Source organism: Streptomyces sp. NBC_00876 (assembly GCF_045207435.1).
GTDB lineage: Bacteria > Actinomycetota > Actinomycetes > Streptomycetales > Streptomycetaceae > Streptomyces.
The window spans coordinates 6268818-6295594 of the sequence record NZ_CP108800.1; the positions used below are offsets into that span (position 1 = coordinate 6268818).

Genomic DNA, 26777 nt, shown 5'->3' on the forward strand with positions numbered 1-26777 from the left:
CCCCCCGGGACCGGATACCCTTTGACCTGACACGCGACGATCCCCACAACAGCACACGCGGCCGAGGAGTCACCCGGATGAGCACCACCCAGAGCGAGAGGCTGCGCGGGCTGCTCGAACCGCTCGTCAGCGCCGAGCAGCTGGATCTGGAAGAGATCGAAGTGTCCCGGGCCGGCCGTCGCCGGGTGCTGCGGGTCATCGTGGATTCCGAAGAGGGCGTGGAGCTCGACGCCTGTGCGGACCTGAGCCGCGCCATCTCCGAGAAGCTCGACGAGACCGACGCCATGGGCGAGGACGAGTACGTCCTGGAGGTCAGCTCTCCCGGTGCCGACCGTCCGCTGACGGAGCACCGCCACTACGTACGGGCCACCGGCCGCCTCGCCAGGCTGACCCTCACCGAGGGCGGCGAGCTGGTGGCCCGCATCCTCGCGGTCGACGAAGAGGGCCTCGATCTCGAGGTGCCGGGCGTCAAGGGCCGCAAGCCCACCTCCCGCCGGATCGCCTTCGACGAGATCGCCAAGGCGCGCGTGGAGCTGGAATTCAACCGCAAGGACAAGAAGGAAGAGGAGGCGTAGCCGTGGACATCGATGTGAAGCTTCTGAAGGGCTTGGCGCAGGACAAGGAGATCCCGTTCGACGTGCTCGTCGAGGCGATCGAGTCGGCCCTCCTCATCGCGTACCACCGCACGGACGGCAGCCACCGCCGGGCGCGTGTGGAGCTGAACGAGCGCGGCCACGTGACGGTGTGGGCGAAGGAGGACCCGGCCGACCTCGAGGAGGGCCAGGAGCCCAAGGAGTTCGACGACACCCCGTCGGGCTTCGGCCGGATCGCCGCGACCACCGCCAAGCAGGTCATCCTGCAGCGGCTGCGTGACGCGGAGGACGACCGGACCTTCGGCGAGTACGCGGGCCACGAGGGCGATGTCGTCACCGGCGTCGTCCAGCAGGGCAAGGACCCGAAGAACGTCCTGGTCGACATCGGCAAGCTGGAGGCCATCCTGCCGGTGCAGGAGCAGGTGCCGGGCGAGGAGTACACCCACGGCCTGCGGCTGCGCACCTATGTCGTACGGGTGGCCAAGGGTGTGCGCGGTCCGTCGGTGACGCTGTCGCGGACCCACCCCAACCTGGTGAAGAAGCTCTTCGCGCTGGAGGTCCCGGAGATCGCCGACGGTTCCGTCGAGATCTGCGCGATCGCCCGCGAGGCCGGCCACCGCACCAAGATCGCGGTCCGCTCCACCCGCTCCGGCCTCAACGCCAAGGGCGCCTGCATCGGCCCGATGGGCGGACGTGTGCGCAATGTCATGGCCGAGCTGCACGGTGAGAAGATCGACATCGTGGACTGGTCGGACGACCCGGCCGAGATGGTCGCCAACGCGCTGTCGCCCGCACGGGTGAGCGAGGTCGAGGTCGTCGACCTCGGAGCGCGCTCCGCCCGGGTCACCGTGCCCGACTACCAGCTGTCGCTGGCGATCGGCAAGGAGGGGCAGAACGCCCGTCTCGCCGCCCGTCTCACCGGCTGGCGCATCGACATCCGCCCGGACACCGAGACCGACGCCGAGCGCGATGTCGCCGACCGCGAGCGGGCCGAGCGGGCCCGGGAGCGCTCCGAACGACGCTGAACCGGTGACGGTCCGCGGCGGGAATCCGAGCCCGCCGCGGACCGGCCGGAACACGGCGTCCGGGAACAGATCCCGTCGGCTCGCCGCTGAGATCACGACAACATCCGTTCGATTTTTGCCCCAAAGGGGTGAGGTCGATACGGGGAGGTAGACTTAAACGTGTCTGGCCGGACGCAAGCCCGCGCTTGCCCTGAGCGAACCTGTGTGGGATGCCGGGAGCGAGCGGCCAAGAGCGAGCTGCTGCGCATCGTGGTGGACGAGGACGCATGCGTCCCCGATCCGCGCGGTACGCTGCCCGGCCGGGGTGCATATCTGCACCCCGTCTCCGTCTGTCTGGACCTGGCGGTTCGCCGCCGGGCATTCCCCCGGGCCTTCAAGGCCAAGGGGCCGTTCGACCCCGCCGCAGTACAGCGGTTTGTCGAGCGGGTGACACCGCAATAACGAACGGCACGGGTCCCCGTGCGGTCAGGTACCTCGCGAGTTGGAAGTAGGTCGAGATTGCGATGAGCACTCGATGAGTACGCGATGAGTACGCCCATGAAGTAGCGACGGTCCGGCGGTAACCCGGACCTAAAAGGAGCGAAGTGGCTAAGGTCCGGGTATACGAACTCGCCAAGGAGTTCGGGGTTGAGAGCAAGGTCGTCATGGCCAAGCTCCAAGAACTCGGTGAATTCGTACGTTCGGCGTCCTCGACGATCGAGGCGCCGGTTGTACGCAAGTTGACTGACGCACTGCAGGGGCCCGGCGGCAACGCCGGCAAGTCCGCTGCGAAGCCCGGCGCGCCCCGCAAGGCCGCGCCCGTGAAGCCCGCAGCGCCCTCCCCGGCCGCTGCGGCACGTCCCGGTGCCCCGAAGCCCGGCGCACCGGCTCCCAAGCCGGCCGCTGCCGAAGCCCCGGCGAGCACCACCCCCGCTGCGACCGCACCTTCCGCGCCGTCCGCGGGCCCGCGTCCGGGCCCCAAGCCGGCACCGAAGGCCGCCCCGGTCACCCCGGTGCCCGCAGCCGAGTTCTCGGCTCCGGCCCCGGCCCAGCCGGCCGCACCGCAGCAGCAGCAGGCCCCGCGTCCCGCGGGTGCCACCCCGGGCCCCCGCCCCGCAACGGCCCGTCCGGCTCCGGCCGGCGGTCAGCGCGACGGTGGCCGTGACGGTGGCCAGCGTGACGGCGGCCGCGGTGGAGAGCGTGGCGCCGAGCGCCCCGCACGCCCCGCGGGCCAGGGCGCCCCGCGCCCCGGCGGCGCACGTCCGGCCGGTCCCCGTCCGGGCAACAACCCCTTCACCTCCGGTGGCTCGACGGGCATGGCCCGTCCGCAGTCGCCCCGTCCCGGCGGCGCCCCGCGTCCCGGTGGCGGCTCGGAGCGCCCCGGCGCCCCGCGTCCGCAGGGCGGCCCCGGCGGCGCCCCGCGCCCGCAGGGCCAGGGCCAGGGTCAGGGCGGCGCACGTCCGTCTCCGGGCGGCATGCCGCGCCCGCAGTCCCCTCGTCCCGGCGGCGCCCCCGGCGCCGGCGGTAACCGTCCCAACCCGGGCATGATGCCGCAGCGTCCCGCTGCCGGCCCGCGTCCCGGTGGTGGCCCCGGCGGTGGCCGTGGTCCCGGTGGTGGCGGCGGTCGTCCCGGCGGCGGTGGCGGCGCAGGCCGTCCCGGTGGCGGCGGCGGCTTCGCAGGCCGTCCGGCCGGTCCCGGTGGCGGTGGCGGCGGTTTCGCCGGTCGTCCCGGTGGCGGCGGTGGCGGTGGCGGCGCAGGCCGTCCCGGTGGTGGCGGCGGCTTCGGCGGTCGTCCCGGCTTCGGTGGACGTCCCGGTGGCCCCGGTGGCCGTGGTGGCACGCAGGGCGCCTTCGGCCGTCCCGGCGGTCCCGCGCGTCGTGGCCGCAAGTCGAAGCGGCAGAGGCGCCAGGAGTACGAGGCCATGCAGGCCCCGTCGGTGGGCGGCGTCATGCTGCCCCGTGGCAACGGACAGGCTGTCCGGCTGTCGCGCGGTGCCTCCCTCACCGATTTCGCCGAGAAGATCAACGCCAACCCGGCGTCGCTCGTCGGCGTGATGATGAACCTCGGCGAGATGGTCACTGCCACGCAGTCCGTCTCCGACGAGACGCTGAAGCTCCTCGCGGACGAGATGAACTTCGTCCTCGAGATCGTCAGCCCCGAGGAGGAGGACCGCGAGCTGCTCGAGTCCTTCGACATCGAGTTCGGCGAGGACGAGGGCGGCGAAGAGGCCCTGGTCTCCCGTCCGCCGGTCGTGACCGTCATGGGTCACGTCGACCACGGTAAGACCCGGCTGCTGGACGCGATCCGCAAGACGAACGTCATTGCGGGCGAGGCCGGCGGCATCACGCAGCACATCGGTGCGTACCAGGTCGGCGCCGAGGTCAACGGCGAGGACCGCAGGATCACCTTCATCGACACCCCGGGTCACGAGGCGTTCACCGCCATGCGTGCACGTGGTGCGAAGTCCACCGACATCGCGATCCTCGTGGTGGCGGCGAACGACGGTGTGATGCCCCAGACGATCGAGGCGCTGAACCACGCCAAGGCGGCCGACGTGCCGATCGTGGTCGCGGTCAACAAGATCGACGTCGAGGGCGCGGACCCGACCAAGGTGCGCGGCCAGCTCACCGAGTTCGGTCTGGTGGCCGAGGAGTACGGCGGCGACACGATGTTCGTCGACATCTCCGCCAAGCAGGGCCTCAACATCGAGGCTCTTCTGGAGGCCGTCGTCCTCACCGCCGACGCCTCGCTCGACCTGCGGGCCAACCCGGAGCAGGACGCGCAGGGTATTGCGATCGAGTCCCACCTCGACCGCGGCCGCGGTGCCGTTGCGACCGTCCTGGTCCAGCGAGGCACGCTGCGGGTCGGCGACACGATGGTGGTCGGCGACGCGTACGGCCGAGTCCGCGCGATGCTCGACGACAAGGGCGAGAACGTCGAGGAAGCGGGTCCCTCGACCCCCGTCCTCGTGCTGGGTCTCACCAACGTCCCGGGTGCCGGCGACAACTTCCTGGTCGTCGACGAGGACCGTACGGCCCGTCAGATCGCCGAGAAGCGTGCCGCTCGTGAGCGCAACGCCAACTTCGCCCGCAAGGGTGTCCGGTTCTCCCTGGAGAACCTGGACGAGGCGCTCAAGGCCGGTCTGGTCCAGGAGCTCAACCTCATCATCAAGGGCGACGCGTCCGGTTCGGTGGAGGCTCTCGAGTCCTCGCTGCTCCAGCTCGACGTCGGTGAAGAGGTCGACATCCGGGTCCTGCACCGCGGTGTGGGTGCGGTCACCGAGTCGGACATCGACCTGGCGACCGGCTCCGACGCCATCGTGATCGGCTTCAACGTGCGCGCCGCAGGGCGTGCCGCGCAGATGGCCGACCGCGAAGGTGTGGACGTCCGGTACTACTCGGTCATCTACCAGGCGATCGAAGAGATCGAAGCGGCCCTCAAGGGCATGCTCAAGCCGGAGTACGAAGAGGTCGAGCTCGGTACGGCGGAGATCCGCGAGATCTTCCGCTCGTCCAAGCTGGGCAACATCGCCGGTGTGCTGGTCCGGTCCGGCGAGGTCAAGCGCAACACCAAGGCGCGCCTGCTGCGTGACGGCAAGGTCGTCGCGGAGAGCCTCAACATCTCCGGTCTGCGCCGCTTCAAGGACGACGTCACCGAGATCCGCGAAGGCTTCGAGGGCGGTATCAACCTCGGAAACTTCAACGACATCAAGATCGACGACGTCATCGCGACGTACGAGATGCGCGAGAAGCCGCGAGGCTGACCCGTACCTCAACAGTCGGGGCCGGTCGACGGGACGTATATCCGTCGATCGGCCCCGGCCGTTCCGTGTACGGTTCTTGTGTCCCTGCCAATCACCGGCGGGGCGCGAACCCGAACCGGCGGGATATCCGGACACACATGTATGTGGGGACACTGTCCTTCGATCTGCTTCTCGGCGACGTACGGTCGCTGAAGGAGAAGCGCTCCATAGTCCGTCCGATCGTTGCCGAGCTCCAGCGCAAGTACGCGGTGAGCGTGGCGGAGACGGGCGGTCAGGACCTCCATCGCAGGGCCGAGATCGGCCTCGCCGTGGTCTCCGGGGACACCGGACACCTCACAGACGTACTCGACCGGTGCGAGCGGTTGGTCGCCGGCCGGCCGGAAGTGGAGCTGCTGTCCGTACGGCGGCGGCTGCACAGCGACGAAGACGATTGAGCAAGGCGAGAAGGAGACGGACCAGTGGCCGACAACGCGCGGGCTAAGAAGCTGGCGGACCTCATCCAGGAGGTGGTCGCCGAGAAACTGCAGCGCGGAATCAAGGACCCGCGCCTGGGTACGCACGTGACCATCACGGACACCCGCGTCACCGGCGACCTGCGGGAGGCCACGGTCTTCTACACGGTCTACGGCGACGACGAGGACCGGGCGAGCGCGGCGGCCGGCCTGGAGAGCGCCAAGGGCATCCTGCGCTCCGCGGTCGGTTCGGCGGCGGGGACGAAGTTCACCCCGACCCTCGCCTTCGTGGCGGACGCGCTGCCCGAGAACGCCAAGGCGATCGAGGACCTCCTCGACCGGGCACGGGCCTCGGACGCCAAGGTGCGCGAGGCGTCCTCGGGCGCCGCGTACGCGGGCGACGCGGACCCGTACCGCAAGCCGGAGGACGACACCGACGAGGACACCGCCTCCGAATGACAGCGCAGAACAAGACGCCGGACGGCCTTGTCATCGTCGACAAGCCGTCCGGCTTCACTTCGCACGACGTCGTCGCCAAGATGCGCGGCATCGCCCGGACCCGCCGCGTCGGCCACGCCGGCACGCTGGACCCCATGGCGACCGGCGTGCTCGTGCTCGGCGTCGAGAAGGCCACCAAGCTGCTCGGCCATCTCGCGCTGACCGAGAAGGAGTACCTCGGTACGATCCGGCTCGGCCAGGACACCGTCACCGATGACGCGGAGGGCGAGATCACCTCGTCCACCGACGCCTCCGGCGTGACGCGTGAGGGGATCGACGCGGGCGTCGCCGCCCAGACCGGCGCCATCATGCAGGTGCCGTCCAAGGTCAGCGCGATCAAGATCGACGGCAAGCGGTCCTACGCACGGGTGCGCGGCGGCGAGGAGTTCGAGATCCCGGCCCGGCCGGTGACCATCTCGTCCTTCCAGGTCTACGACGTCCGTGAGGCCGTCGCCGAGGACGGCACGCCGGTGGTCGACCTGGTCGTCTCGGTGGTCTGCTCCTCCGGTACGTACATCCGGGCCATCGCCCGTGACCTCGGTGCCGGGCTGGGCGTGGGCGGACATCTGACCGCCCTGCGGCGCACGCGCGTCGGACCGTACGGCATCGACGCCGCCCGGACGCTCGACCAGCACCAGGAGGAGCTGACCGTGATGCCGGTGGCCGAGGCCGCCGCCTCGGCGTTCCCCCGCTGGGACGTCGACGACCGGCGGGCCAAGCTGCTGCTGAACGGCGTGCGGCTCGACATGCCCGCATACCCGCCGGGGCCGGTCGCGGTCTTCGGGCCCGACGGGCGGTTCCTGGTCCTGGTCGAGGAACAGAAGGGCAAGGCCAAGAGCCTCGCCGTTTTCGCCTGACCCCCGGAACCCCGCCGTGGAGCGGGCAGGGCCCCTGTGCCCGCTCCACGTCCCCCGCCGGATTCTGTCCGGCAAATACCTCTGATTCACCCCAATGGGCAGGCGCTCGGAGTGAATCAGGGGTGCAAACGGGGCGCTTTTCCCCCGAGTGTTCTCGCGCCGATCACCATCGCCCTAACGTCGGATCATGGGATGCGGGGACCGGGCGACGCTGGTACGACTGTGCGATCCGGCCGGCCGGCCGCGGGGGACCGGTTTCGTCGCGGACGACCGGGGCACGGTCGTGACCAGTCACGAGGCGGTCGACGGTCTCCCTCACCTCCTCCTGCACGGCACCGACGGCCGCAGCTGCCGCGTCGAGGCCCACGCCATCACCGCCCTGCCGGAACTGGACCTCGCGCTCCTGCCCACCGGGGGACCGGACACGCTCGGCGCGCAGCCGCTGCCGATCGCCCTGCGGGAACGCGTCGACGCCGGTACGTATGTGACGATCGCCGCGCACGGCTGGCGCGAGGCACGCGTTCTCGGCCCCACCCAGGTGACGTACACCGCCGGCGGCCTGACCCACCGGATCGGCCGGGCGCTGGAACTGGCCCTCGGAACGGACGGCAGCGACGCGCTCCGGCTCCGCGGTGCGGCCGTCGGCGGGCCCGTCCTCGACCCGGAGAGCGGCGCCGTCATCGCCGTGCTGGGCACCGCACTGCGGGCCGGACACGCCGCCGCCGGATGCGCGGTACCCCTGGCCGGGGCGGACCGGGACGGCCCGCTGGGCGAGCTGCTGCGGCGCAACGCGATGGGGGTACCCGGCTACGGACACGATCTGAACCCCGCCGGGGCGCTCCAGCTCACCGCCATGTCCGTGGGCTCCGCGGGTGGCCCGGACGTCCTGTCCGACCCGGTCGAACGGCCCGATGCCAGCGCGGAGTTCGAGGCCTTCGCGGCGGGCGGCCGGCCGCCGGGGACCGGCGGGCCCGCGGTCGTCCTCGGCCTCGTCGGAGAGCCGGGCACCGGCCGCACCACCGAACTCACCGCGCTCGCCGCACGACGGGCCCGCGGCCCGGTGCCGGCGTTCACCCTGTGGCTGCGCGGCGCCGACCTGCTGGCCGAGGACACCTCCGTCGCCGACGCCGTCGCCCGTACGCTCCGCCGGGCCGGGCGCATCGTCACCGCCGCCGGGGCCACCGGCGACATGGCGACCGCCACGGCGGAACGGGTGGCACGGCTGGCAGCGGACTGCGGCAGTCCGCTGCTCGTCCTGCTGGACGGCCCGGAGGAGATGCCGCCGGTCCTGGCGCACCGGCTGGCCGGGTGGACCGCGGGCACCGTCGGCTGGCTGCGGGAACACGGGGCGCGGCTCGTCGTCGCCTGCCGGCCCGAGCACTGGGAGACCGCGGGCGCGCTCTGCCCGCCCGGCGCGCTGCACCGCCCGGCCCGCCCCGCCCGGCGGCTGCCGTCGGCCGTCCGCATCGGCGACCTCACCGTGGGCCAGGCCGAGCTCGCCCGGGAGCGGTACGCACTCCCGCCCGACGCGCTCGCCGCCGGGCACGAGCGGCACCCGCTCACCCTGCGGCTGTTCGCCGAGGTACGCGCGGCACTGCCGGCGGACACGCCGGGGCGGCCCGGCACGGAAGAGGTCTTCGCCGCCCACCTCGACCTGATGTGCCTGCGCATCGCGGTCCGTATCGCCGCCCAGAACCGTCCGGCACCCAGGGGTACCGCGGTGCGGCGGCTGGCGGCCCGGGTGGCCGGACAGGTACACGAGGCGGCCCGGCGCTGCCTGGGACCCGGGCAGGGGGAGCTGGACCGGGTCTCGTTCGAGGAGGTCTTCCCGTGGCGCGCCGGCTGGGCGTCGGCGGTGCTCACCGAAGGGCTTCTGGTGCCGGCGGGAGCGGGCTACCGCTTCGCGCACGAAGAACTGGGCGACTGGGTCCAGGGAGCGCATCTGGACCTCGACTCGGCGCTGCGGGCCCTCGTGCACCGCTGGCACGCCCCGGCGGCGGAGCCGGACGGGCGGGTCCCGCAACCCCGCAAGCCGGGTGCGGGCGGCGGACCTGGCACCGCACCGGCTCCGGCCGCGCAGAGCGGACCGGGCGATCCGCACACCCTGCCCGTGCCCCGCCACCGGATCGGCCCGGTGATCCAGGCCCTGCTCCTGCTGGGCCGCCGGCAGGGTCCGGCCGCGCTGGCCCACCGGCTGGCCGACCTGATCGACGCGCTGGACCGGCTGTCGGCCCGGCCGGACGGGGCGACCCGGACCGAGGGGGAGGACGCGCCCGCCGCCGTACCGGACCCCGGCGGCCCGGAGACGGACGCCGCCCGGGACATGCCGGACAGGGCCCCCGGCAGCGGCCCCCCGTTCCGTGACGCCCGCTGGTGGGCCGTCCATCTGCTCTCCGAGACGCTCCTGCGGGTCCCCGACGCCCGGCCGCACCTCGGGGTGCTCCGGCTGCTTGCCGGGCGCATCGTCCGCAGCTCCGCCGATGCGGGCGGCGCCGGTGCGCGCGGCGCGTACGCAGAGTTCGGGCCGTGGTTCTGGCGGCGGCTGCGGCTTCCCGAGGCGGACCGGATGGATCTCTTCCGGCGGCTCGTGAGGGCCGACGGGCCACCGCGCGGCGACGCCGACGGCGACGGGCGGTTCCTGGACGCGGTGGCCCGTCGGCTCGCCGCCCATCCGCGCACCCTCCAGCCGCTCCTGTGCACCTGGTTCACCGACGAGCACCCGCTCGCCGCCGAGGAGGGCGTGGGCATGCGGCCGACCGTGGCCGCCGCCGCGCAGGCACTCCTGTACGCACGCCGGGACCTCGCCGTGGACGGCCTGACCGACGCGCTCGTTGAGACGGACCACCCCCGCGCCGGGGAACTCCTCGCCGCGCTGGCCGAGGACGAACCGGCCGCGCTGTGCCGGGCCGTCGAGCGGTGGTCCCGCGACGAGGACCGCCGCAGCCGGCGGATCGCGGCCGCCTCGTACGGGGCGCTCCTCGCCCCGCGTCTCACCCGCGACACCGACCGGGTCCTGCTGCGCCGGGCGAGCCTCGCCCTGCTGTCCCGTCCCGCCGACGCCGACCTGCACGGGGCGGCGCTCGCCCACCTGGTGGCCGATCCGGACACCAGGGACCGCTATCTGCCGCAAGCCCTGCGGGCCTTCGTGTCGGACGGGCAGCAGCCGTCCGCCACCGCGCTCGCCGTTGCCCTGCCCACCCATCCGGAGCCCGTGCTGGCCGCCTACCGGGTCCGCCTCGTGCGGCCCGGGGACGGCGCCGGCGAGGTGCTCCGCGCGCTGGCCGGAATCGATGCCCCCGCGCTGGCCCTGCACGCCGCCGGACTCGTGCGCGCCTTCGTCGCCGGCCACCCCGGGGACACCTCGCACACCGCCGCGTACCTCGACCGCAGGCTGGAGCACGGACCTGCCGCCCGCGCCCTGCTGCTCCCGCTGCTGACCGCTCTGCTCAGGGACCCCCCGGCGCCCGCGCCGGTCAGGGGCTCGCTCGCCGGGGTGCTCGCCTCGCCCGGCACACCCGCCTCGCAGCAGCTGCGGGGCGAACTGCTCGAGGTGCTGCTGGACTTCGAGCAGGGCGCCGCGTACCGGGACCCGATCGTGCTGGAGGCCCTGCTGCGGGCCGCCGCGACCGGCTGTGCGGGGCGCTCACCGGCCCGCACCCGGGCCCTGGTCCACCGGACCGGGATGCTGCTGGTCCGTACCCCCGAAGGGGCCGGTCTGTTCGACCGCAGGCTGGTCGCACTGGCCCGGGACATTCCCGGATTCGGCGCACTGGTGACCGGGTGGCTGGCGGACGCCCCGCAGGAGTGGGCGGCGGTCGTCGGTCCCAGTGCCCGGCGGACGGTGGAGGCCCTCGGGGCCCCGATGCCCATGCCGATGCAGGCCGCAGGGCGTGAGCATGGCAGTCTTAGACCTGCGTAAGAGACAAACCCACGTACACAGGTTCGGGCGAGGAGCGGTCAGAGTGCAGCGCTGGCGTGGCTTGGAGGACATCCCCCAGGACTGGGGACGCAGCGTCGTCACCATCGGCTCCTACGACGGGGTGCACCGCGGACACCAGCTGATCATCGGCCGGGCCGTCGAGCGGGCGCGGGAGCTGGGAGTGCCGTCGGTCGTCGTGACCTTCGACCCGCACCCCAGCGAGGTCGTCCGGCCCGGCAGTCATCCGCCGCTGCTCGCCCCGCACCACCGCCGTGCGGAGCTGATGGCGGAACTCGGCGTGGACGCGGTGCTGATCCTGCCGTTCACCACCGAGTTCTCGAAGCTCGCTCCGGCCGACTTCATCGTGAAGGTGCTCGTCGACAAGCTGCACGCCCAGCTGGTCATCGAGGGCCCCAACTTCCGGTTCGGCCACAAGGCCGCCGGGAACGTGCAGCTGCTCACGGAGCTGGGCGCCACCTACGACTACCGCGTCGAGGTCATCGACCTGCGGGTGCGCGGCGAGGCGGGCGGCGGCGAGCCGTTCTCCTCCACCCTCACCCGCCGCCTGGTCGCCGAGGGGGACATGACAGGCGCCGCCGAGATCCTGGGCCGTCCGCACCGCGTCGAGGGCATCGTCGTCCGCGGCGCGCAGCGCGGCCGCGAACTCGGCTTCCCCACCGCGAACGTGGAGACCCTGCCGCACACGGCGATCCCCGCGGACGGCGTGTACGCGGGCTGGCTGCACGTGGACGGCGAGGCGATGCCCGCCGCGATCTCGGTCGGCACCAACCCGCAGTTCGACGGCACCGAGCGGACGGTCGAGGCGTACGCGATCGACCGCGTCGGCCTCGATCTGTACGGCCTGCACGTCGCCGTGGACTTCCTCGCGTACGTACGCGGGATGCTGAAGTTCGACTCGATCGACGAACTGCTCGTGGCGATGGCCGCCGATGTGAAGCGGTGCAGCGAACTGATCGCCGCATACGACAGGGGCTGAGCCGCAGGCCTCCACCGGCCGGCGCCACCGGAGCCTTAGGGTGGGCCCGCCGGGCCGGGCGGTCCGGGCCGAAGGAGGTCCTGACCGTGCGTGAACTGCTCGCGGAACTGCGTGCCTGGCACGAGGCCGGCACCCCCTTCGCCCTGGCGACCGTCGTCTCCGTCCGGGGCAGCGCCCCCCGCGCCCCCGGCGCCATGATGGCGGTGACGGCCGACGGAGCGGTGGCGGGCAGCGTCTCCGGGGGGTGCGTCGAGGGCGCGGTGTACGAGGTGGCCGGTGAGGTGCTCGCCTCGGGCAGCCCGCAGCTCCAGTCCTACGGAATCAGCGACGACGAGGCGTTCGGCGTCGGGCTCACCTGCGGCGGAACGATCGACGTCGTCGTCACCCCCTTCGCCTCGGCGGCCGACCGCGCCTGGCTCCTCGGCGTCACCGATTCCGTCGCCCGCGGCGAACCCGTCGCCGTCGCCACCCTCCTGCCCGACGCAGCCCTGCCCGACACCGGCCGGAACGTTGCCGGCCAGGGCGGCGCCCGCCTGGTCGTCCGGGCCGCAGGCGCACAGGGGACGCTCGGCAACGAGGGGCTCGACGTGGCCGTCACCGACGACGCCCGCGGCCTGCTCGCCCAGGGCGCGACCGGCCGGCAGTGGTACGGGGCCCACGGCGAGCGCCGGATGCAGGACGTGTCCGTCTTCATCCAGACGTACGCGCCACCGCCCCGCATGCTCGTGTTCGGCGCCATCGACCACGCCGCGGCCACCGCACGTATCGGCTCCTTCCTCGGCTACCGGGTCACCGTGTGCGACGCCCGTCCGGCGTTCGCGACCCGCGAGCGCTTCCCCACCGCCGACGAGGTCGTCTGCGCCTGGCCGCACACCTATCTCTCCGGCACGGACGTCGACGCGCGGACCGTTCTGTGCGTGCTCACCCACGACCCGAAGTTCGACGTCCCGCTGCTGGTCGCGGCGCTGCGCACCCCGGCCGTGTACATCGGTGTGATGGGCAGCCGGCGCACCCACCTCGACCGGCTGGCACGGCTGCGGGAGGAGGGGGTGAGCGAGGCCGACCTGGCCAGACTCGCCTCACCCGTCGGGCTCGACCTCGGCGCCCGGACACCGGAGGAGACGGCGGTCTCGATCGCGGCGGAGATCATCCAGCACCGGTGGGGCGGCACCGGGCGGCCCCTCGGCGAACTGTCCGGCGCGATCCACCACCCCGGACAGCGGTAGGGCCCGCCCGGCGCTCATGCCGGGCGGGCCCTCGCTACCGCGCAGGCCCGGAACCGAGGACCTGCCCGCAGGACACTCCTCAGCTCCGCGCGGCCACCGCCGCACCGGCCCAGTGGCACGCCACCTGGGTCTCGCCGCCGCCCGCCAGCACCGGCAGGTCCTTCGTACGGCAGGCGTCCGCGACGCCCGCCCGCTCCGCCTCGCCCGAGGCGAGCACCTGGCAGCGCACATGGAAGCGGCAGCCCGACGGCACCCGGGACGGGTCCGGCGGTTCACCGGTCAGCACCACCGGATCGCCCTCCGCCTCCGGCAGCACCGACAACAGCGCCTGGGTGTACGGGTGCTGCGGAGCCGTCAGGATCTGTTCGACGTCACCCGTCTCCACGATCCGGCCGAGGTACATCACCGCCACCCGGTCCGCGATGTTCCACGCGAGACCGAGGTCGTGCGTGACCACCAGGGCGGACAGGCCCAGCTCGTCCCGCAGCCGCAGCAGCAGCGCCAGGATCTCGCCGCGCACCGACGCGTCCAGAGAGGCCACCGGCTCGTCGGCCACGATGAGTTCCGGCTCCAGGACCAGCGCGCCCGCGATCACGACACGCTGACGCTGACCGCCCGACAGCTCGTGCGGGTAGCGCAGGAAGAACCGCTCCGGAGGCCGCAGGCCGGCCCGGGACAGCGCGTCGGCCACCGCCTGGCGCTCGTCGCCCGGGTACCGGTGGATCCGCAGGCCCTCGGCCACCGCGTCGTACACCGTGTGCCGCGGGTTCAGCGAACCGCTGGGGTCCTGCAGCACCAGCTGAACCCGTTTGCGGTACGCCTTCAGCGCACGGCTCCCGTAGTCGAGCGGTTTGCCGCCGAAAGTGACCTGCCCGCCCGTCGGCGGGACCAGGCCCAGCAGCGAACGGGCCAGCGTCGTCTTGCCGCACCCGGACTCGCCGACCAGCGCGACGATCTCGCCCGGCCGGATGTCCAGATCGACCCCGTCCACGGCACGCGCCGGGTCGGCCCCGTGCCGGCCCGGGAAGGTGACCTGGAGCCCCTGCGCACTGAGCAGGTCCGTGGTCGTGGTCATGATGTGCTCCTTGCTTCCTCGGCGCCCGCCCCGCCCGGGGCAGCGGCCCCGTCCGGACCCACCAGCACGCACGCGGCCTCCCGCCCGTCTCCCGCCTCCCGCAGCTCCTGGTCCTGCGTGGTGCAGGAGTCCAGGGCCACCGGACAGCGCGGATGGAAGGTGCAGCCGGCCGGCAGCGCCGCCGGGTCGGGCGGATCGCCCGGCAGCCCCCGGGGCGCGAACCGGGAGGCCGGGTCGCCGATGCGCGGGAAGGCGCCCGACAGGGCCTTGCTGTACGGATGGTGCGCGCGCTCGTAGACCTCGGACGCCGGACCCTGCTCCACGACCCGTCCCGCGTACATCACCGCGAGCCGGTCACAGGTGTCCGAGAGCACCGCGAGGTCATGGCTGATCATGATCAGACCGAGGTCCTGCTCGGAGACCAGTTGTTCGATCAGCCGCAGGATCTGGGCCTGGATCATCACGTCCAGGGCCGTCGTCGGCTCGTCCGCGATGATCAGCCCCGGATCGCAGGCCAGTGCCATCGCGATCATCACGCGCTGACGCTGCCCGCCGGAGAGCTCGTGCGGATAGGCGTCCGCCCGTGCCGCGGGCAGTCCCACCTGCTCCAGCAGTTCACCCGCCCGCTTCCGCGCCGCGGCCTGGGTCACCTTCTTGTGCAGCAGGATCGGCTCGGCGATCTGGTCCCCGATGCGGTGCACCGCGTTCAGCGAGTGCATCGCGCCCTGGAAGACGATCGAGGCGCCCGCCCAGCGCACGGCCCTGACCTGGCCCCACTTCATGGCGAGGACGTCCTCGCCGTTCAGCAGGATCTCGCCGGTCACCTTCGTGCCCGCCGGCAGCAGCCGCAGCAGGGCGAGTGCCAGGGTGGACTTCCCGCACCCCGACTCGCCGGCGATGCCGAGCTTGCGGCCCGCGTCGACCTCCAGGTTCACCCCGCGGACCGCACGGGCCCCGCCGGCGTAGGTCACCGTCAGATCGCGTACCTCGAGAAGAGGCGTCGTACGGATGCTCGTCGTGCTCAACGGGCCACCCCCAGCTTGGGATTGAGGACGGACTCGATGGCGCGGCCGCACAGGGTGAACGCCAGGGCCACCAGGGCGATGGCGATGCCGGGCGGGGCCAGGTACCACCAGTCCCCGGCGCTCACCGCCCCTGCGGCGCGCGCGTCCTGGAGCATGCTGCCCCAGGAGGTGATGGTGGGGTCGCCGAGCCCGAGGAAGGCCAGGGTGGCCTCCGTCAGGATCGCGCCGGAGATCACCAGCGTGGTCTGCGCGAGCACCAGCGGCATCACGTTCGGCAGGACGTGCCGGAGCATGATGTGCCCGTGCCCGCCGCCCAGCGCGCGGGCGCGCTCGATGTACGGGCGGGACTCCACCGCGAGGGTCTGCGCCCGGACCAGGCGGGCCGTGGTCGGCCAGGTGGTGACGCCGATCGCGATGATGACCGTCCACAGGGAGCGGTCCATCACCGTGGCCAGCGCGATGGCCAGGACCAGCGTCGGCATCACCAGGAACCAGTCGGTGACGCGCATCAGGACCGTGGAGTACCAGCCGCGGAAGTGACCGGCGACGATTCCGACGATGGTGCCGATGGCGACACAGAGGAAGGCCGCGAGCAGCCCCACGGTGAGCGAGACGCGCGCGCCCCACACCAGCAGCGCCAGTACGCTGCGCCCGAACTGGTCGGTACCCAGGGGGAACTCACCGCTCGGCGACTCCAGCGCGGTACCCGGTGCGGTCGTCACGTTCTGCGAGTCGGCGCCGACCAGCTGGGGTGCGGCCAGCGCGATCAGTGCGATCAGCAGCAGGCCGGCCAGCCCCCACATGCCGCCCTTGTGGCTGCGGTACTCCCGCCAGAAGCGGGCGGCCGAGCGGCGCTTGCGGGCCCGGGCCAGGGCGCGTGCGCTCCTGACCGGCTCGGTCTTCGTCGGTGTGGGCACGGATTCGGTCGTCATCGGCCCACCCGGGGATCGAGCAGCGGATACAGCACATCGGCAAGGGTGTTCGCCAGGATCACGGCGGTGGCGAAGACGAAGAACAGGGCCTGGACGAGCGGCAGGTCCGGGGTGCTCAGTCCCTGGTAGAAGAGGGAGCCGAGGCCCGGCCAGGAGAACACGGTCTCCACCAGGATCTGCCCCGCGACCACATGCCCCAGGTTGACGAACATCAGCGTGAACGTCGGCAGCATCGCGTTGGGGACGGCGTGCCTGCGGCGCACCGCGTCGTCGCGCAGCCCCTTGGCGCGGGCCGTCGTCAGGTAGTCGCTGCCCATCTCGTCGAGCAGCGAGGAGCGCATCACCAGCAGGGTCTGCGCATAGCCGACCGCGACCAGCGTGATGACCGGGAGCACCATGTGGTGCGCGACATCGAGGACGTACGACAGCCCGGACCCGCCGTCGGTCGACGTCATACCGCCCGTCGGGAACATGCCCGGGATCGGGCCGACTCCCACCGAGAAGACGATGATCAGGAGCAGACCGAGCCAGAACGAGGGCACCGAGTAGAGCGTCAGCGCCAGCGCGGTGTGGAACCGGTCGCTCGATGAGCCGTTGCGCCACGCGGTCCGGGTGCCGAGCCAGATGCCGATCACGCTGTACAGGACGTAGGCCGTGCCCGTGAGCAGCAGCGTCGCGGGGATCTTCTCGACGATCTTGTCGATGACCGGTGCGTGATACGCGAACGAGGTGCCGAAGTCGCCGGTGAGCGCGTCGCCCACATAGCTGGTGAACTGCTTCCACATCGGCTGGTCGAGGCCGAACTGGTGGCGCAGGGAATCGAGTTGCTCGGCCGATACGGGCCGGCCGCCCGTCATCTGCTTCACCGGATCGCTGGGAATGAGACGGAAGAGGAAGAAACTGGTGACCAGTACCGCGAACAGCGAGACGGCGGCGCCCGCGATCTTGGCGGCCACGTACTTCAGATAGGCCTTGGTGTTGCGCGCCCGTGGGCCGCGGGCGGCCGGGGGCACGGCCGGAGCCGGACCGTCCGTGTCCGCATCCGCCTGTTTCACGAGCGCCGGAGTGCTGTCAGCTGTCATGGGGAACTCTCGTTACTCGTGCTGCCCTTGGAGGGGCCGGCCGGCGGAGGCCCGTTGCTCGCTCCGCCGGCCGGCCCTTCTCGTCCCGTCCGAGAACCTACTCGCGATCGTCCGCGGTGGTGCGACGGCGCTTCGAAAGGAGGAAACCGCCACCTGCGAGGACCACGACGACGACCACGATGCCGATGATGAGGCCGGTGGAGGATCCGGAGTCGCCGCTGCTGTCCGCGTCACCGCCGGCGGCCGCCGGGACGGCCGACCACCAGCTCCAGTACCCGTCCTGGCCGTAGATGTTGCCGGCCGCCTCGGGCATGGTCATGATCGACTTGATCTGGTCGGTGCGGTAGGCCTCGACCGCGTTCGGGTACGCGATGACGCTCATGTACCCGGAGTCGTACAGCCACGACTGCATCTGCCCGACGATGTCCGCGCGCTTGGCGGGGTCGTACTCGGCGAGCTGCTTCTTGTACAGCTCGTCGTACGACTTGTCGCAGATGAAGTTGTCCGTGGACGCGCTGGCCTTGGCCTTGGCGGGCAGGGCGGCGCAGGTGTGGATGCCGAGGACGAAGTCCGGGTCCGGGTTGACGGACCAGCCGTCGAAGGCGAGGTCGTACTCACCGGCGTACCAGGGCACCGAGACGTCGTCGAGGCAGTCGACCTTCAGGCCGATGCCGAGCTTGCCCCACCACTCCTTCAGGTACTTGCCGATCGCCTTGTCGTTCGGGTCCGTGGCGTGGCACAGGATGCGCAGGTCGAGCGGCTTGCCGTCCTTGCCGACGCGCTGGTCGCCCTTGAGCTTGTAGCCCGCCTGGTCCAGCAGCTGCCCCGCCTTGGCGGGGTCGTAGGCGAGGCTCTGACTCGCGGACGGCTGCCACTGGTACGCGGAGAAGCGCGGGGGAATGTACCCCTGGCCCTCGACCGCGTGCCCCTGGAAGACCTTGTCGATGATGGTCTTGCGGTCGATCGACAGGAACAGCGCCTGACGGACCTTCTGGTCGAGCAGGGCCTTGTTGCCGTCGCCGAACTTCTTGCCGTCCTTGGTCTGCGCACCGGGGTTGGTGGCCAGCGCGAAGAAGCGGCGGCCCGGACCCTCGTTGACCTTGATGTTCTTGTCGCCCTTGAGCGACGCGGCCTGCGCGGGTGTCAGGGCCGGCGAGCCGGCGACGAAGGAGACCTCGCCCTTGCGCAGCGCGGCGACCGCGGCGTCCTGGTCCTTGTACGTCTTGAAGATCACCTCGTCGAACTTCGGCGCACCGCGCCAGAAGTCCTTGTTGGCCTTGAGCTTCACGTACTGGTCGACCTTGTAGTCGCTCAGGACGAAGGGCCCGTTGCCCACGACCGGGAACTCGGTGTCGTTGTTGAACTTCGAGAAGTCCTTGACCTTCTCCCACACGTGCTTGGGGACGATCGGGACATCGAGTGCGGCCATCGTGGCCTGCGGCGCCTTGAGCTCGATGACCAGCTGCGTCGGGCTGGGGGCCGTGACCTTCTTGAAGTTGGTGACGAAGCTGCCGTTCGCCTGCGCGGCGCCCTCGTCCGTCATCATCTTGTTGAACGTCCAGGCGGCGTCCTCGGCGGTGGCCTGCTGCCCGTCCGACCACTTGGAGTTGGGCCGAATGGTGTACGTCCACGTCAGCTTGTCGGCCGACGGCTCCCACTTCGTGGCCAGACCCGGGACCGCGTGGTTGTCCTTGGGGTCGTAGTTCGTCAGGAAGTCGTACATGAGCCGGGAGACGCTGGTGCTCAGCAGCTTCTGGGCGAGGAACGGGCTCAGTGAGTCGACGCTCTGCGCGACCGCGACGGTCAGCGTCGTCCTGCCGCTGTCGGCGGCCTGCGCCTGCTGGGGCGCGGCCCCGAGGGGTACGCCCGGCACGACGGACGTGGCCGCGATGGCAAAGGCGGCGGCACCCGAGGCCAGCAGGATTCGCAGACGTGAGCGTGGCTGGGCGGAGGGTGGTGGAACTCTTTCGACCATGGTCAGGGACCTCGCGTCATGACTCGCACGGAGAAGGCGGGTTGATCTGTGGTTCGCCAGCTGGTGAAGCGAAGGTTTATCAGCGGTGGTCGAGCCGCGTCAACGGTCATCGAAACCGCGTGTGGTCTGCGGGAATGCACAGAGGGTCCACATTGCGGAGGCAATGTGGACCCTCATTGGTTCAGACCTCTGACGCCTTACTGCTGAGGCGCTGGCGGAGGCTGCTGCTGCCACCCGGCGGGCGGCACGGGACCCTGGAGTTCGGGGTGGGCGGGCTGCCCCGGCTGACCTGGCTGTCCGCCGTTCTGGGGCGGCTGACCGGCCTGGCCGGCGGCCTGACCGTTCTGCGGCGGAGGCGTCTGCTGCCAGCTCTGCCCGGCACCGGGTCCCGGCTGCGGGGCATAGGGCTGCTGTCCGCCGTACGGCAGTTGCGGCTGCTGGGGGACGTACTGCTGGCCCGGCTGCTGCGGCTGCTGGGGTGCGTACTGCTGCTGGCCCGGTACGTGCTGCCCGGGCATCGGCGGAGCGTACTGCGGCGGCGGGCTGCTGCCGTCGGACGTCCACAGCCCCTGCTGCTGCTGGGCGCGCGCGAAGTCCTCGGCGACGAGGGCGGAGAGGCGGAAGTACGCGTCCCGGGTCTTCGGCCGCATCATGTCGAGGTCCACCTCGGCACCGGCCGACAGGTGCTCGTCGAACGGTACGACGACCACGCCGCGGCAGCGCGTCTCGAAGTGCTGGACGATGTCGTCGACCTTGATCATCTTCCCGGTCTCGCGGACTCCGGAAATGACCGTGAGGGACCGCTGGACCAGCTCCGCGTACCCGTGTGCCGACAGCCAGTCCAGTGTGGTGGAGGCACTTGACGCACCGTCGACCGACGGGGTCGAGATGATGATCAGCTGGTCGGCGAGGTCCAGCACACCGCGCATCGCGCTGTAGAGCAGCCCGGTGCCCGAGTCCGTGAGGATGATCGGGTACTGCTTGCCCAGCACGTCGATCGCGCGCCGGTAGTCCTCGTCGTTGAAGGCGGTCGAGACCGCCGGGTCCACGTCGTTGGCGATGATCTCCAGACCGGAGGGCGCCTGCGAGGTGAACCGGCGGATGTCCATGTACGAGTTGAGGTGCGGGATCGCGTGCACCAGGTCGCGGATGGTCGCCCCGGTCTCGCGCCGGACCCTTCGGCCCAGGGTGCCGGCGTCCGGGTTGGCGTCGATGGCGAGGATCTTGTCCTGCCGTTCCGTGGCCAGGGTCGCGCCGAGGGCGGTGGTCGTCGTGGTCTTGCCCACGCCGCCCTTGAGGCTGATCACCGCGATCCGGTAGCAGGAGAGCACCGGGGTGCGGATGAGGTCGAGCTTGCGCTGCCGCTCGATCTCGTCCTTCTTGCCGCCCAGCTTGAAGCGGGACGCGGCCGACGGCGTGCGGCTGCTCTTCGCCTTCTGCTTGCCCCGGACCAGCCGGTCGGAGGAGAGCTCCACGGCAGCCGTGTAGCCGAGCGGGGCGCCCGGCACCGAACGCTCGCGCTGGTCATGGCTGACCGGCGTGGGCCACGCGGCTCCGGCCCGCGGGTCCATGGGCGGCCCCTGCGGCGGGAGTTGCTGCGGGAGCTGCTGCTGGGGGTGCTGGCCCTGCTGGGGCTGCGGCTGCGGCGGCTGCGCGTGCTGCTGGGGGAGTTGCTGGTGTTGCGGGTGTTGCGGGTGTTGCGGGTGGATCTGTGCGGGCAGGTTGGGGGTGCCCTGGGCCGGGGGCTGAGCACCCTGGGGGACGCCGTAGCCCCCTTGCGGCTGCTGCGGGGCCTGAAGTTCGGGCGGGGGCAGTGCGGCGCCCTGCTGCTGCGCGGGCCACTGAGGTGCCTGCGGCTGTTGAGGGGCCTGCGGGGTGGGCTGTTGCGGGAGCTGCGCCGGGAGCGGGGCTCCGGGCAGGGCCTGCTGGGCCTGCGGCTGGGGCTGCTGCGGGAATCCGTACCCACCCTGCGGCGCCGCGCCTCCCGGCTGCGGCTGCTGCGGCTGCTGCGGGAACTGGGGAGTCTGCGGGGCCTGAGCCGCCGGGCCCTGCGGGAATCCGTAACTGCCGGGTCCCTCGTTCGCGGGGGCCGGTACCTGGGCCTGGCCCGGCCACTGGGATGCCGGCTGCGGCGCCATGGGCTGCGGCGCCGCGGGCTGGAAGGCGGGCGGCAGCGGCGGCAGTCCGCCCTGCACCGGCGCGGGGGTCCAGGGGGCCGGCGGCGCGTCCTGCGGCGTGCTGTCGGCCGGCGGGCCGAGGGGCGCCGCATCCGCGACGGCGCCCGAGGGCACGGAGTCGGCAGGCTCGTCGTCCTGCGGGTCACTGCCGGCGGCGGCGCCCTCCGCGGCGTCGGCCGAGGCCGCGGCCTCGTCGTCCGAGGACGGGCCGGAGACCGCCGCGGCCTCGGCGTCGCTCTCAGCGGCCCCCGCTGCCGCTGCCGCCGGGGCGTCCGGCAGAGAGCCGGCGGGCACGGAATCCGACGGAACCAGGTCCGACGCAACAGGGTCGGCCGGCACGGAATCGGAGGGCACGGAATCGGACGGAACCGCGTCGGCGGGAGCCGGATCCGGCTCGGAGCTGCTGGAGTTCACGGAATCCTCGGACTCCCCGGTCCTGCCGGCCACGTCTTCCCCCGCATCCGTTTCTCCTGCGTCTATTTCTCCGTCATCCGTCCGGGACGCGTCGATCGCCCCGGACGCATCGGCCGGGCCGGACGTGCTCGGCGCATCGACCGCGTCCGACGCGTCACCGTCGGTACCGGTACCGGAACCGGCGGACCGGTTGCCGGCCGTCGTGCTCTCCGTGCTGCCGTTCGCCGTCCCGGCAGCCGCCTCGCGCTCCGCGATCTCCCGCTTCAGCGCGGCGGACGAGAACCGCATGGTGGCGCCGCTCTCCAGGTCGCCGCTCGCGAACGGATCCTGCCCGCCGTCCGCCTCTCCCGCACCCGGCGCCGGGTAGGAGTCGCCCATGGCGGGCACCCGTGTCGACGGTGCGGGGGGTGCCGGAGTCCAGTCGGGGTCGGTACCGCCGCCGGTTGCAGCCCCGGGCACGGGCACCGGTGTGCCCTGGGGCGGCGAGAGCGGCGCCAGATGCGTTCCGGCGCCACCCGACGAGTCGCCCGGCGCGTTCTGCGTGTACCAGGCGGGCGGTGTGTAGTCGATGGTGAACTCACCCGTCATCTCGGCGGGCTCTGCGTCGGACGACTCGTCGACGGGCTCGTTCCAGCCCCCGCGCATCTCGTCCCGATCGCCGTTCACTTTGCCTCCTGGTGTGGTCGAGCACCCTTGTGCCGTGGGGGTGTGGGCGACCGTCCCCGTAGTGCGAACCGCCCGGCTCTCCCCCTGGGACGCGCTGGCCTGCCCGCAGGTTCTTCTGCTGCGCCCGGACCCACCCTAATCGTCATCGGGCCCGCGATGGCAGGCCGTACGGCACCACAGGCGCTGTCCCGTACGTCACGTCCTGCCCCCAAGTGGACTGAGTGCGGCGGGGAGTGAAGCGTAAAGCGGTCAAATACGTACATCCGCGTGGGGGAATCTGAACATTTCGCACACTCCTCGCGAGGTTGTCAGTCCGTCCGGCGTGCGGTGCCCAGCAGTCCCGTTTCCGCGTCCGTCGCCCGGGTCATCACGAACCGGCGGTCCCGCCGCGTGCACCAGAGGGTGACACCGTCCGTCAGGGTGGACAGGGCCCGGGTCTCGCCGGCCGGCAGCCGCATGAGCCGGCCGACCCGCTCCGCCTCATCGGGAGACACCCGCTGGATGCCGACCAGTGACGATTTCTCCAGCAACGCGGGTGCCACCGGGCTCAGATAGGGCAGCAGCGTCACCACCGACTGCCAGGGTCCGGACGCGACCCGCCCTCGCGGCGGCCGTATGCCGCAGTCCCGCACCACGACGACAGGTGAGCCGGCCGAAGGGCCCTGCGGCGGCACCCGGCCCACCTCGTGCAGCGAGATGCACGGCCGCTCGCCGTCCGCCGCCCGGGCCAGGCCGGTCCAGGCCGGTGCCCGCCCCGTCTCCACGACGATCCGGGCGCCGGTCGCCGCCGCCCGCAGCGCGAGCACCTGCGCGGTCCACAGCCCACCGATGAGAGTGACGTCGTACGGTACGGGCCGGTTGATGCCGAGCACGGCGGGGCGCCCCTCGCCGTCCACGCCGATCACCACGCCGTCGTCGCCGACCGGCAGGGCCAGCGAGGCCCACTGCTCCGGTCCGATCGTGTGCCGCGGCCGGCGGGGGCCGATCAGGCCGAAGCCCGGCAGGCCCCGGCCCCGTGCGGATGCGGACATCAGCGGGTACCCCCGAGCGGCAGCGTGGCGAGCACACCGGGCAGCTGCTCGCGGTCGAGCCGCACCAGAGAGGTCCGCACCCCACGCGCGGTGCGCTCCAACTCCTGGCGGGCAGTAAGGAGTTCCCCGCTGTCGCGGCCGGTGATCCGGATGTGCCCGGTGAGGGTGACCTCCTGTCCCTCGCCCTGCCCCAGCGTGAGGCTGAAGGTGGTGGCCAGTGCGGGGACCGAGGTGAGCAGCGCGACGAGCCGGGGCATCGGCGCACCGCCGCCGGGCTGCGGCCAGCGGCTCACCCAGTAGACGGTGTGGTGCCGCCCGTCGCACTCCCAGGAGCGCGAGGTCTCCCGGGTGCGGCGGGCGGGCGCCCCGGATCCGCCGGCCGGCGGCGGGGCCGGCGGATCGGCGCAGACCGAGGTGGCGATCGCCGGGCCGAGCTCCTGCTCCGTCAGCACCGTCGTACGGAAACCCGCCCCGGTCAGCCTGCCCGCCAGCTGGCCGGCGGTGCGCACCAGGCACTTCTGCGCACCGGTGAGGCCGCCGCCGCGAGCCCGTACGGCCTGCGGGCAGAGTTCGGGGTCCAGCTTCAGCGCGATCCAGGTGATCCGTACCGCGGGCGCCCCCGTCTGCGCCTGCAGGGGCGCGTAGTTGCGTACCGCGACCGACTGCTGCGGCAGGTGCGGGGCGGGGGCGGGCCGGGTGTGCTGCACGATCTGCGCCGACTCCAGACGGATGCCGTCGATTTCGAGCGCGTCCCGGACGAGCGCCAGGGGCAGCGGTCGCGCGGACCGGTCCGCGCGCAGCGCCGTGCCGTCCGCCTCGACGCGCAGGACGGCCGTCAGATACGTACCGTCGCCGATCATCCCGACCGGCCGCCGGTCGCGCTCGCTGAACACCTGTGTACGCAGGGCCGGTTCGCACTCGACCGCGGGCGCGATACCCGGTTCGGTGTCGGCGGGCGGTACCGTCGACGCCGCCCTGCGGGTACGGGCGCGCAGCGCGAGGACCGTACGCAGCCACTCGGGCAGCGACCGGCGGTGCCGGCGTGCCACGGCGAGCACCACCAGCGTCGCGGCCACCACCCCCGCCGGGGTCAGCAGTACGGGATCGACGACCCAGGCGCAGAGCAGCAGTGCGGCGGCGATCTCGAGCAGCACAAGCTGTTGCAATCGGAACGAACCGACCGGCCCGGCCCGTCGGTTCAGCCGCAGCCCACCCGTCCTGCCGCGCCCGCCGACACCGCGCCGGGCAGTCGGGGCACCGGTCCGGGGAGGCTCGGGGGAGTGCCCGTCCGCAGACGGAGGCGTGCGCGTCACGGAAGCCGTCATCGTGGCAGTTCCCCCGTTCGTCCGGGCCGGGGGCTGTCCCGCACCACACCCGTTCCACCGAGATATCCGGCGGCCGGATCAGCCTACCCGGCACCCAACACACCTGGATCGACAGGCATAGTAGGGGGCCGGTCCGGTACCGGGGGTCCGGTGCGGGGCGGCGGCCGGGGGTGCTCCCGTTGCCGCGCGGGGTGACACGGGAGACGGACGGACTCATGGCAACGCGGCGGGACGAGCTCAATGCGTACACCTTTGCGAAGAGGCGCATGGTGGCCGCATTCCTCCAGCCCTCGCCCACCGGCTCCGGCGACGGCGCCCCGCGCCCGCTGCGTGCCGTCCTGCCGGGCATCGTCCTGGGCGCCCTGCTCCTCGCGGGATTCGGCGCCTACGGCATGTTCGCGCCCGCCGCACCCAGGGGCTGGGACCGCCCCGGCGCCAAGGTGATCGTCGGCAAGACGTCGACCACCCGCTATGTGGTGCTGACCACGGGGAAGGGCGCGAACAGGAAGACCCGGCTGCACCCCGTACTGAACCTCGCGTCCGCCCGGCTGCTGCTCACTCCGCAGCACTACGGCGTCGTCCAGGTCGAGGACGACGTCCTGGACGCGGGCAGGCCCCCGCGCGGTCCGGTCCTCGGCATTCCCTACGCCCCCGACCGGCTGCCCGAGGACGAGGACGCGGGCACCCCGAAGCGCTGGGCCGTGTGCGTGCAGCCGGGAGGCAGGGGCAACACCGTGCAGAAGGCCGCGTTCGTCCTCGCCGGACGCGACGAAGGGCTGACCGACGGGGCGAACGGACTCACCGGCGGCCAGGTCCTCTACGTCCGGGGCCAGGACATGACCCGGTACCTCGTGGACGCCCGCGGCACCAAGTACCGCATCGACGAGACGCCCGCCGACCTCGGCCATCTGACCGACGCACTGGTCGGCAGCGCGCAGCCGCAGCCCGTCACCGACGACTGGCTGGCCACGCTGCACGACGGCAGCCCCGTCCTCTTCCCGGTGATCCCCGGCGACGTGGGTGCCCCGGCGCACATCGAGGGCCACCTGTCCGCGCGGGAGAACCGGATCGGCACGGTCCTGCGGACCAGGAACGGAGGGGGCACCGCGTACTACGTCGTCCTCGCCGGCACGGTCCGGCCGGTCTCCGCCTTCACCGCGTGGCTGCTGATCAACTCCCCGCAGACCGCCATCCTCGACCAGGCCGGCCAGGCGCGCCCCGCCGGTCTGCAGGCCTTCGCGTACGACCGCGAACCCTTCGCCGGCCAGGCCGCGCACTGGCCCGTGCACAGGACCACCCGGGTCAACTCCGCCGAGACGGGCGGCACCGGCCGCGACACCGTCTGCAACGTGCTGCGCAGGACCGACGGCAAGGGCCGGACCACGCTGAGCACCTGGGCGGGCACCGGGTACCCCGCATCCGTCGGCGCCGGTGGCACGAGCACGTACGTCACCCCGGGCAGCGGCCTGCTCTACACCCAGGTGCAGGACCGGCAGACCGGCCCCGACGGATCACTCTTCCTGGTGACGGACACCGGACTGAGGTACGCGGTTCAGGGGAACGGTGACAGCGGCGCCGAGAGCTCAGGACCGGACCGCCCGGACGGGCCGACCGGGCCCGGCGAGGCGCAGATTCGGCTCGGCTACGGGAAGGTGTCGCCCGTCCTCGTCCCGGTGGTGTGGTCGCAGTTCCTGTCCAGGGGCCCACGGCTCGACACCAACAGCGCCCGCCGGCCCCAGGGTTCCTGACGGAGCCGGGCGCGGCG

The 26777-nt window shown here is 72.5% G+C and carries 19 protein-coding genes; 11 read left to right on the forward strand and 8 right to left on the reverse strand.

Features of this window, described 5'->3' with window-relative positions; genetic code table 11:
* Nucleotides 1-77 precede the first annotated feature (77 nt).
* The 10 genes from rimP (at nt 78) to OG782_RS27765 (ending at nt 13310) form a co-directional block, all read left to right on the forward strand.
* Nucleotides 78-575 carry a ribosome maturation factor RimP gene (rimP, locus tag OG782_RS27720; RefSeq protein WP_406455431.1) on the forward strand — a complete coding sequence of 166 codons (498 nt, stop codon included), beginning with the start codon at nt 78-80 and terminating at the stop codon, nt 573-575.
* A 2-nt stretch (nt 576-577) separates the two neighbouring features.
* Nucleotides 578-1618, forward strand: a complete 1041-nt coding sequence (gene nusA, locus OG782_RS27725) for a transcription termination factor NusA (RefSeq protein ID WP_406455433.1) — start codon at nt 578-580, stop codon at nt 1616-1618.
* Nucleotides 1619-1777: 159 nt separating this feature from the next.
* On the forward strand, nt 1778-2059 hold the full coding sequence (locus OG782_RS27730) for a YlxR family protein (protein ID WP_406455435.1): 282 nt from the start codon (nt 1778-1780) through the stop codon (nt 2057-2059).
* Between the two features lie 143 nt (nt 2060-2202).
* Complete coding sequence (gene infB / locus OG782_RS27735) at nt 2203-5361, forward strand: translation initiation factor IF-2 (protein ID WP_406455437.1); 3159 nt, start codon at nt 2203-2205, stop codon at nt 5359-5361.
* Nucleotides 5362-5498: 137 nt separating this feature from the next.
* Complete coding sequence (locus OG782_RS27740; protein WP_326739190.1) at nt 5499-5795, forward strand: DUF503 domain-containing protein; 297 nt, start codon at nt 5499-5501, stop codon at nt 5793-5795.
* 24 nt (nt 5796-5819) lie between these two features.
* The gene (gene rbfA, locus OG782_RS27745) at nt 5820-6272 is read left to right on the forward strand and encodes a 30S ribosome-binding factor RbfA (RefSeq protein ID WP_406455439.1); all 453 of its coding nucleotides are present in this window, start codon (nt 5820-5822) and stop codon (nt 6270-6272) included.
* A complete protein-coding gene (gene truB / locus OG782_RS27750) occupies nt 6269-7168 on the forward strand; it encodes a tRNA pseudouridine(55) synthase TruB (protein ID WP_406455441.1) in 900 nt (299 codons plus the stop codon). The genes rbfA and truB overlap by 4 nt, the downstream gene beginning before the upstream one ends.
* Nucleotides 7169-7355: 187 nt before the next feature.
* Nucleotides 7356-11087: a trypsin-like peptidase domain-containing protein gene (locus OG782_RS27755; RefSeq protein WP_406455443.1), complete on the forward strand. Its 3732-nt coding sequence runs from the start codon at nt 7356-7358 to the stop codon at nt 11085-11087.
* Nucleotides 11088-11130: 43 nt separating this feature from the next.
* Complete coding sequence (locus OG782_RS27760; protein ID WP_406455445.1) at nt 11131-12084, forward strand: bifunctional riboflavin kinase/FAD synthetase; 954 nt, start codon at nt 11131-11133, stop codon at nt 12082-12084.
* Nucleotides 12085-12170: 86 nt separating this feature from the next.
* A complete protein-coding gene (locus OG782_RS27765) occupies nt 12171-13310 on the forward strand; it encodes an XdhC family protein (RefSeq protein ID WP_406455447.1) in 1140 nt (379 codons plus the stop codon).
* A 79-nt stretch (nt 13311-13389) separates the two neighbouring features.
* Here the strand turns inward: OG782_RS27765 and OG782_RS27770 are convergent, their stop codons facing one another.
* From OG782_RS27770 to eccE, 8 genes are all read right to left on the reverse strand, one after another.
* The gene (locus tag OG782_RS27770; protein WP_406455449.1) at nt 13390-14385 is read right to left on the reverse strand and encodes an oligopeptide/dipeptide ABC transporter ATP-binding protein; all 996 of its coding nucleotides are present in this window, start codon (nt 14383-14385) and stop codon (nt 13390-13392) included.
* Nucleotides 14382-15410, reverse strand: coding sequence for an ABC transporter ATP-binding protein (locus tag OG782_RS27775; protein ID WP_406455451.1), 1029 nt, complete (start codon nt 15408-15410; stop codon nt 14382-14384). Before OG782_RS27775 ends, OG782_RS27770 begins: the two co-directional genes overlap by 4 nt.
* Nucleotides 15407-16342, reverse strand: a complete 936-nt coding sequence (locus OG782_RS27780; protein WP_406455453.1) for an ABC transporter permease — start codon at nt 16340-16342, stop codon at nt 15407-15409. Before OG782_RS27780 ends, OG782_RS27775 begins: the two co-directional genes overlap by 4 nt.
* Nucleotides 16339-17424 (reverse strand): ABC transporter permease, encoded by a 1086-nt coding sequence (locus tag OG782_RS27785; RefSeq protein ID WP_406455455.1) that lies wholly within the window; start codon nt 17422-17424, stop codon nt 16339-16341. Before OG782_RS27785 ends, OG782_RS27780 begins: the two co-directional genes overlap by 4 nt.
* 97 nt (nt 17425-17521) lie before the next feature.
* Nucleotides 17522-19399, reverse strand: a complete 1878-nt coding sequence (locus OG782_RS27790; RefSeq protein WP_406455459.1) for an ABC transporter substrate-binding protein — start codon at nt 19397-19399, stop codon at nt 17522-17524.
* A 197-nt stretch (nt 19400-19596) separates the two neighbouring features.
* Nucleotides 19597-22656: an SCO5717 family growth-regulating ATPase gene (locus OG782_RS27795; protein WP_406455461.1), complete on the reverse strand. Its 3060-nt coding sequence runs from the start codon at nt 22654-22656 to the stop codon at nt 19597-19599.
* A gap of 308 nt (nt 22657-22964) precedes the next feature.
* Nucleotides 22965-23687 (reverse strand): hypothetical protein, encoded by a 723-nt coding sequence (locus tag OG782_RS27800; protein ID WP_406455463.1) that lies wholly within the window; start codon nt 23685-23687, stop codon nt 22965-22967.
* Nucleotides 23687-25012, reverse strand: coding sequence for a type VII secretion protein EccE (gene eccE, locus OG782_RS27805; protein ID WP_406455465.1), 1326 nt, complete (start codon nt 25010-25012; stop codon nt 23687-23689). The genes OG782_RS27800 and eccE overlap by 1 nt, the downstream gene beginning before the upstream one ends.
* Before the next feature lie 215 nt (nt 25013-25227).
* Here eccE and eccB point away from each other — a divergent pair, with 215 nt between their 5' ends.
* Nucleotides 25228-26760, forward strand: coding sequence for a type VII secretion protein EccB (gene eccB, locus OG782_RS27810; protein ID WP_406455467.1), 1533 nt, complete (start codon nt 25228-25230; stop codon nt 26758-26760).
* The last annotated feature ends 17 nt before the right edge of the window (nt 26761-26777 follow it).

Excerpts from the sequence above, each read along its gene's own strand:
- rimP (WP_406455431.1), top strand. The coding sequence starts at position 78 with ATGAGCACCACCCAGAGCGAGAGGCTGCGCGGGCTGCTCGAACCGCTC.
- OG782_RS27740 (WP_326739190.1), top strand. The coding sequence starts at position 5,499 with ATGTATGTGGGGACACTGTCCTTCGATCTGCTTCTCGGCGACGTACGG.
- truB (WP_406455441.1), top strand. The coding sequence starts at position 6,269 with ATGACAGCGCAGAACAAGACGCCGGACGGCCTTGTCATCGTCGACAAG.
- OG782_RS27755 (WP_406455443.1), top strand. The coding sequence starts at position 7,356 with ATGGGATGCGGGGACCGGGCGACGCTGGTACGACTGTGCGATCCGGCC.
- OG782_RS27770 (WP_406455449.1), bottom strand. The coding sequence starts at position 14,385 with ATGACCACGACCACGGACCTGCTCAGTGCGCAGGGGCTCCAGGTCACC.
- OG782_RS27780 (WP_406455453.1), bottom strand. The coding sequence starts at position 16,342 with ATGACGACCGAATCCGTGCCCACACCGACGAAGACCGAGCCGGTCAGG.
- OG782_RS27785 (WP_406455455.1), bottom strand. The coding sequence starts at position 17,424 with ATGACAGCTGACAGCACTCCGGCGCTCGTGAAACAGGCGGATGCGGAC.
- OG782_RS27790 (WP_406455459.1), bottom strand. The coding sequence starts at position 19,399 with ATGGTCGAAAGAGTTCCACCACCCTCCGCCCAGCCACGCTCACGTCTG.
- OG782_RS27800 (WP_406455463.1), bottom strand. The coding sequence starts at position 23,687 with ATGTCCGCATCCGCACGGGGCCGGGGCCTGCCGGGCTTCGGCCTGATC.
- eccE (WP_406455465.1), bottom strand. The coding sequence starts at position 25,012 with ATGACGGCTTCCGTGACGCGCACGCCTCCGTCTGCGGACGGGCACTCC.
- eccB (WP_406455467.1), top strand. The coding sequence starts at position 25,228 with ATGGCAACGCGGCGGGACGAGCTCAATGCGTACACCTTTGCGAAGAGG.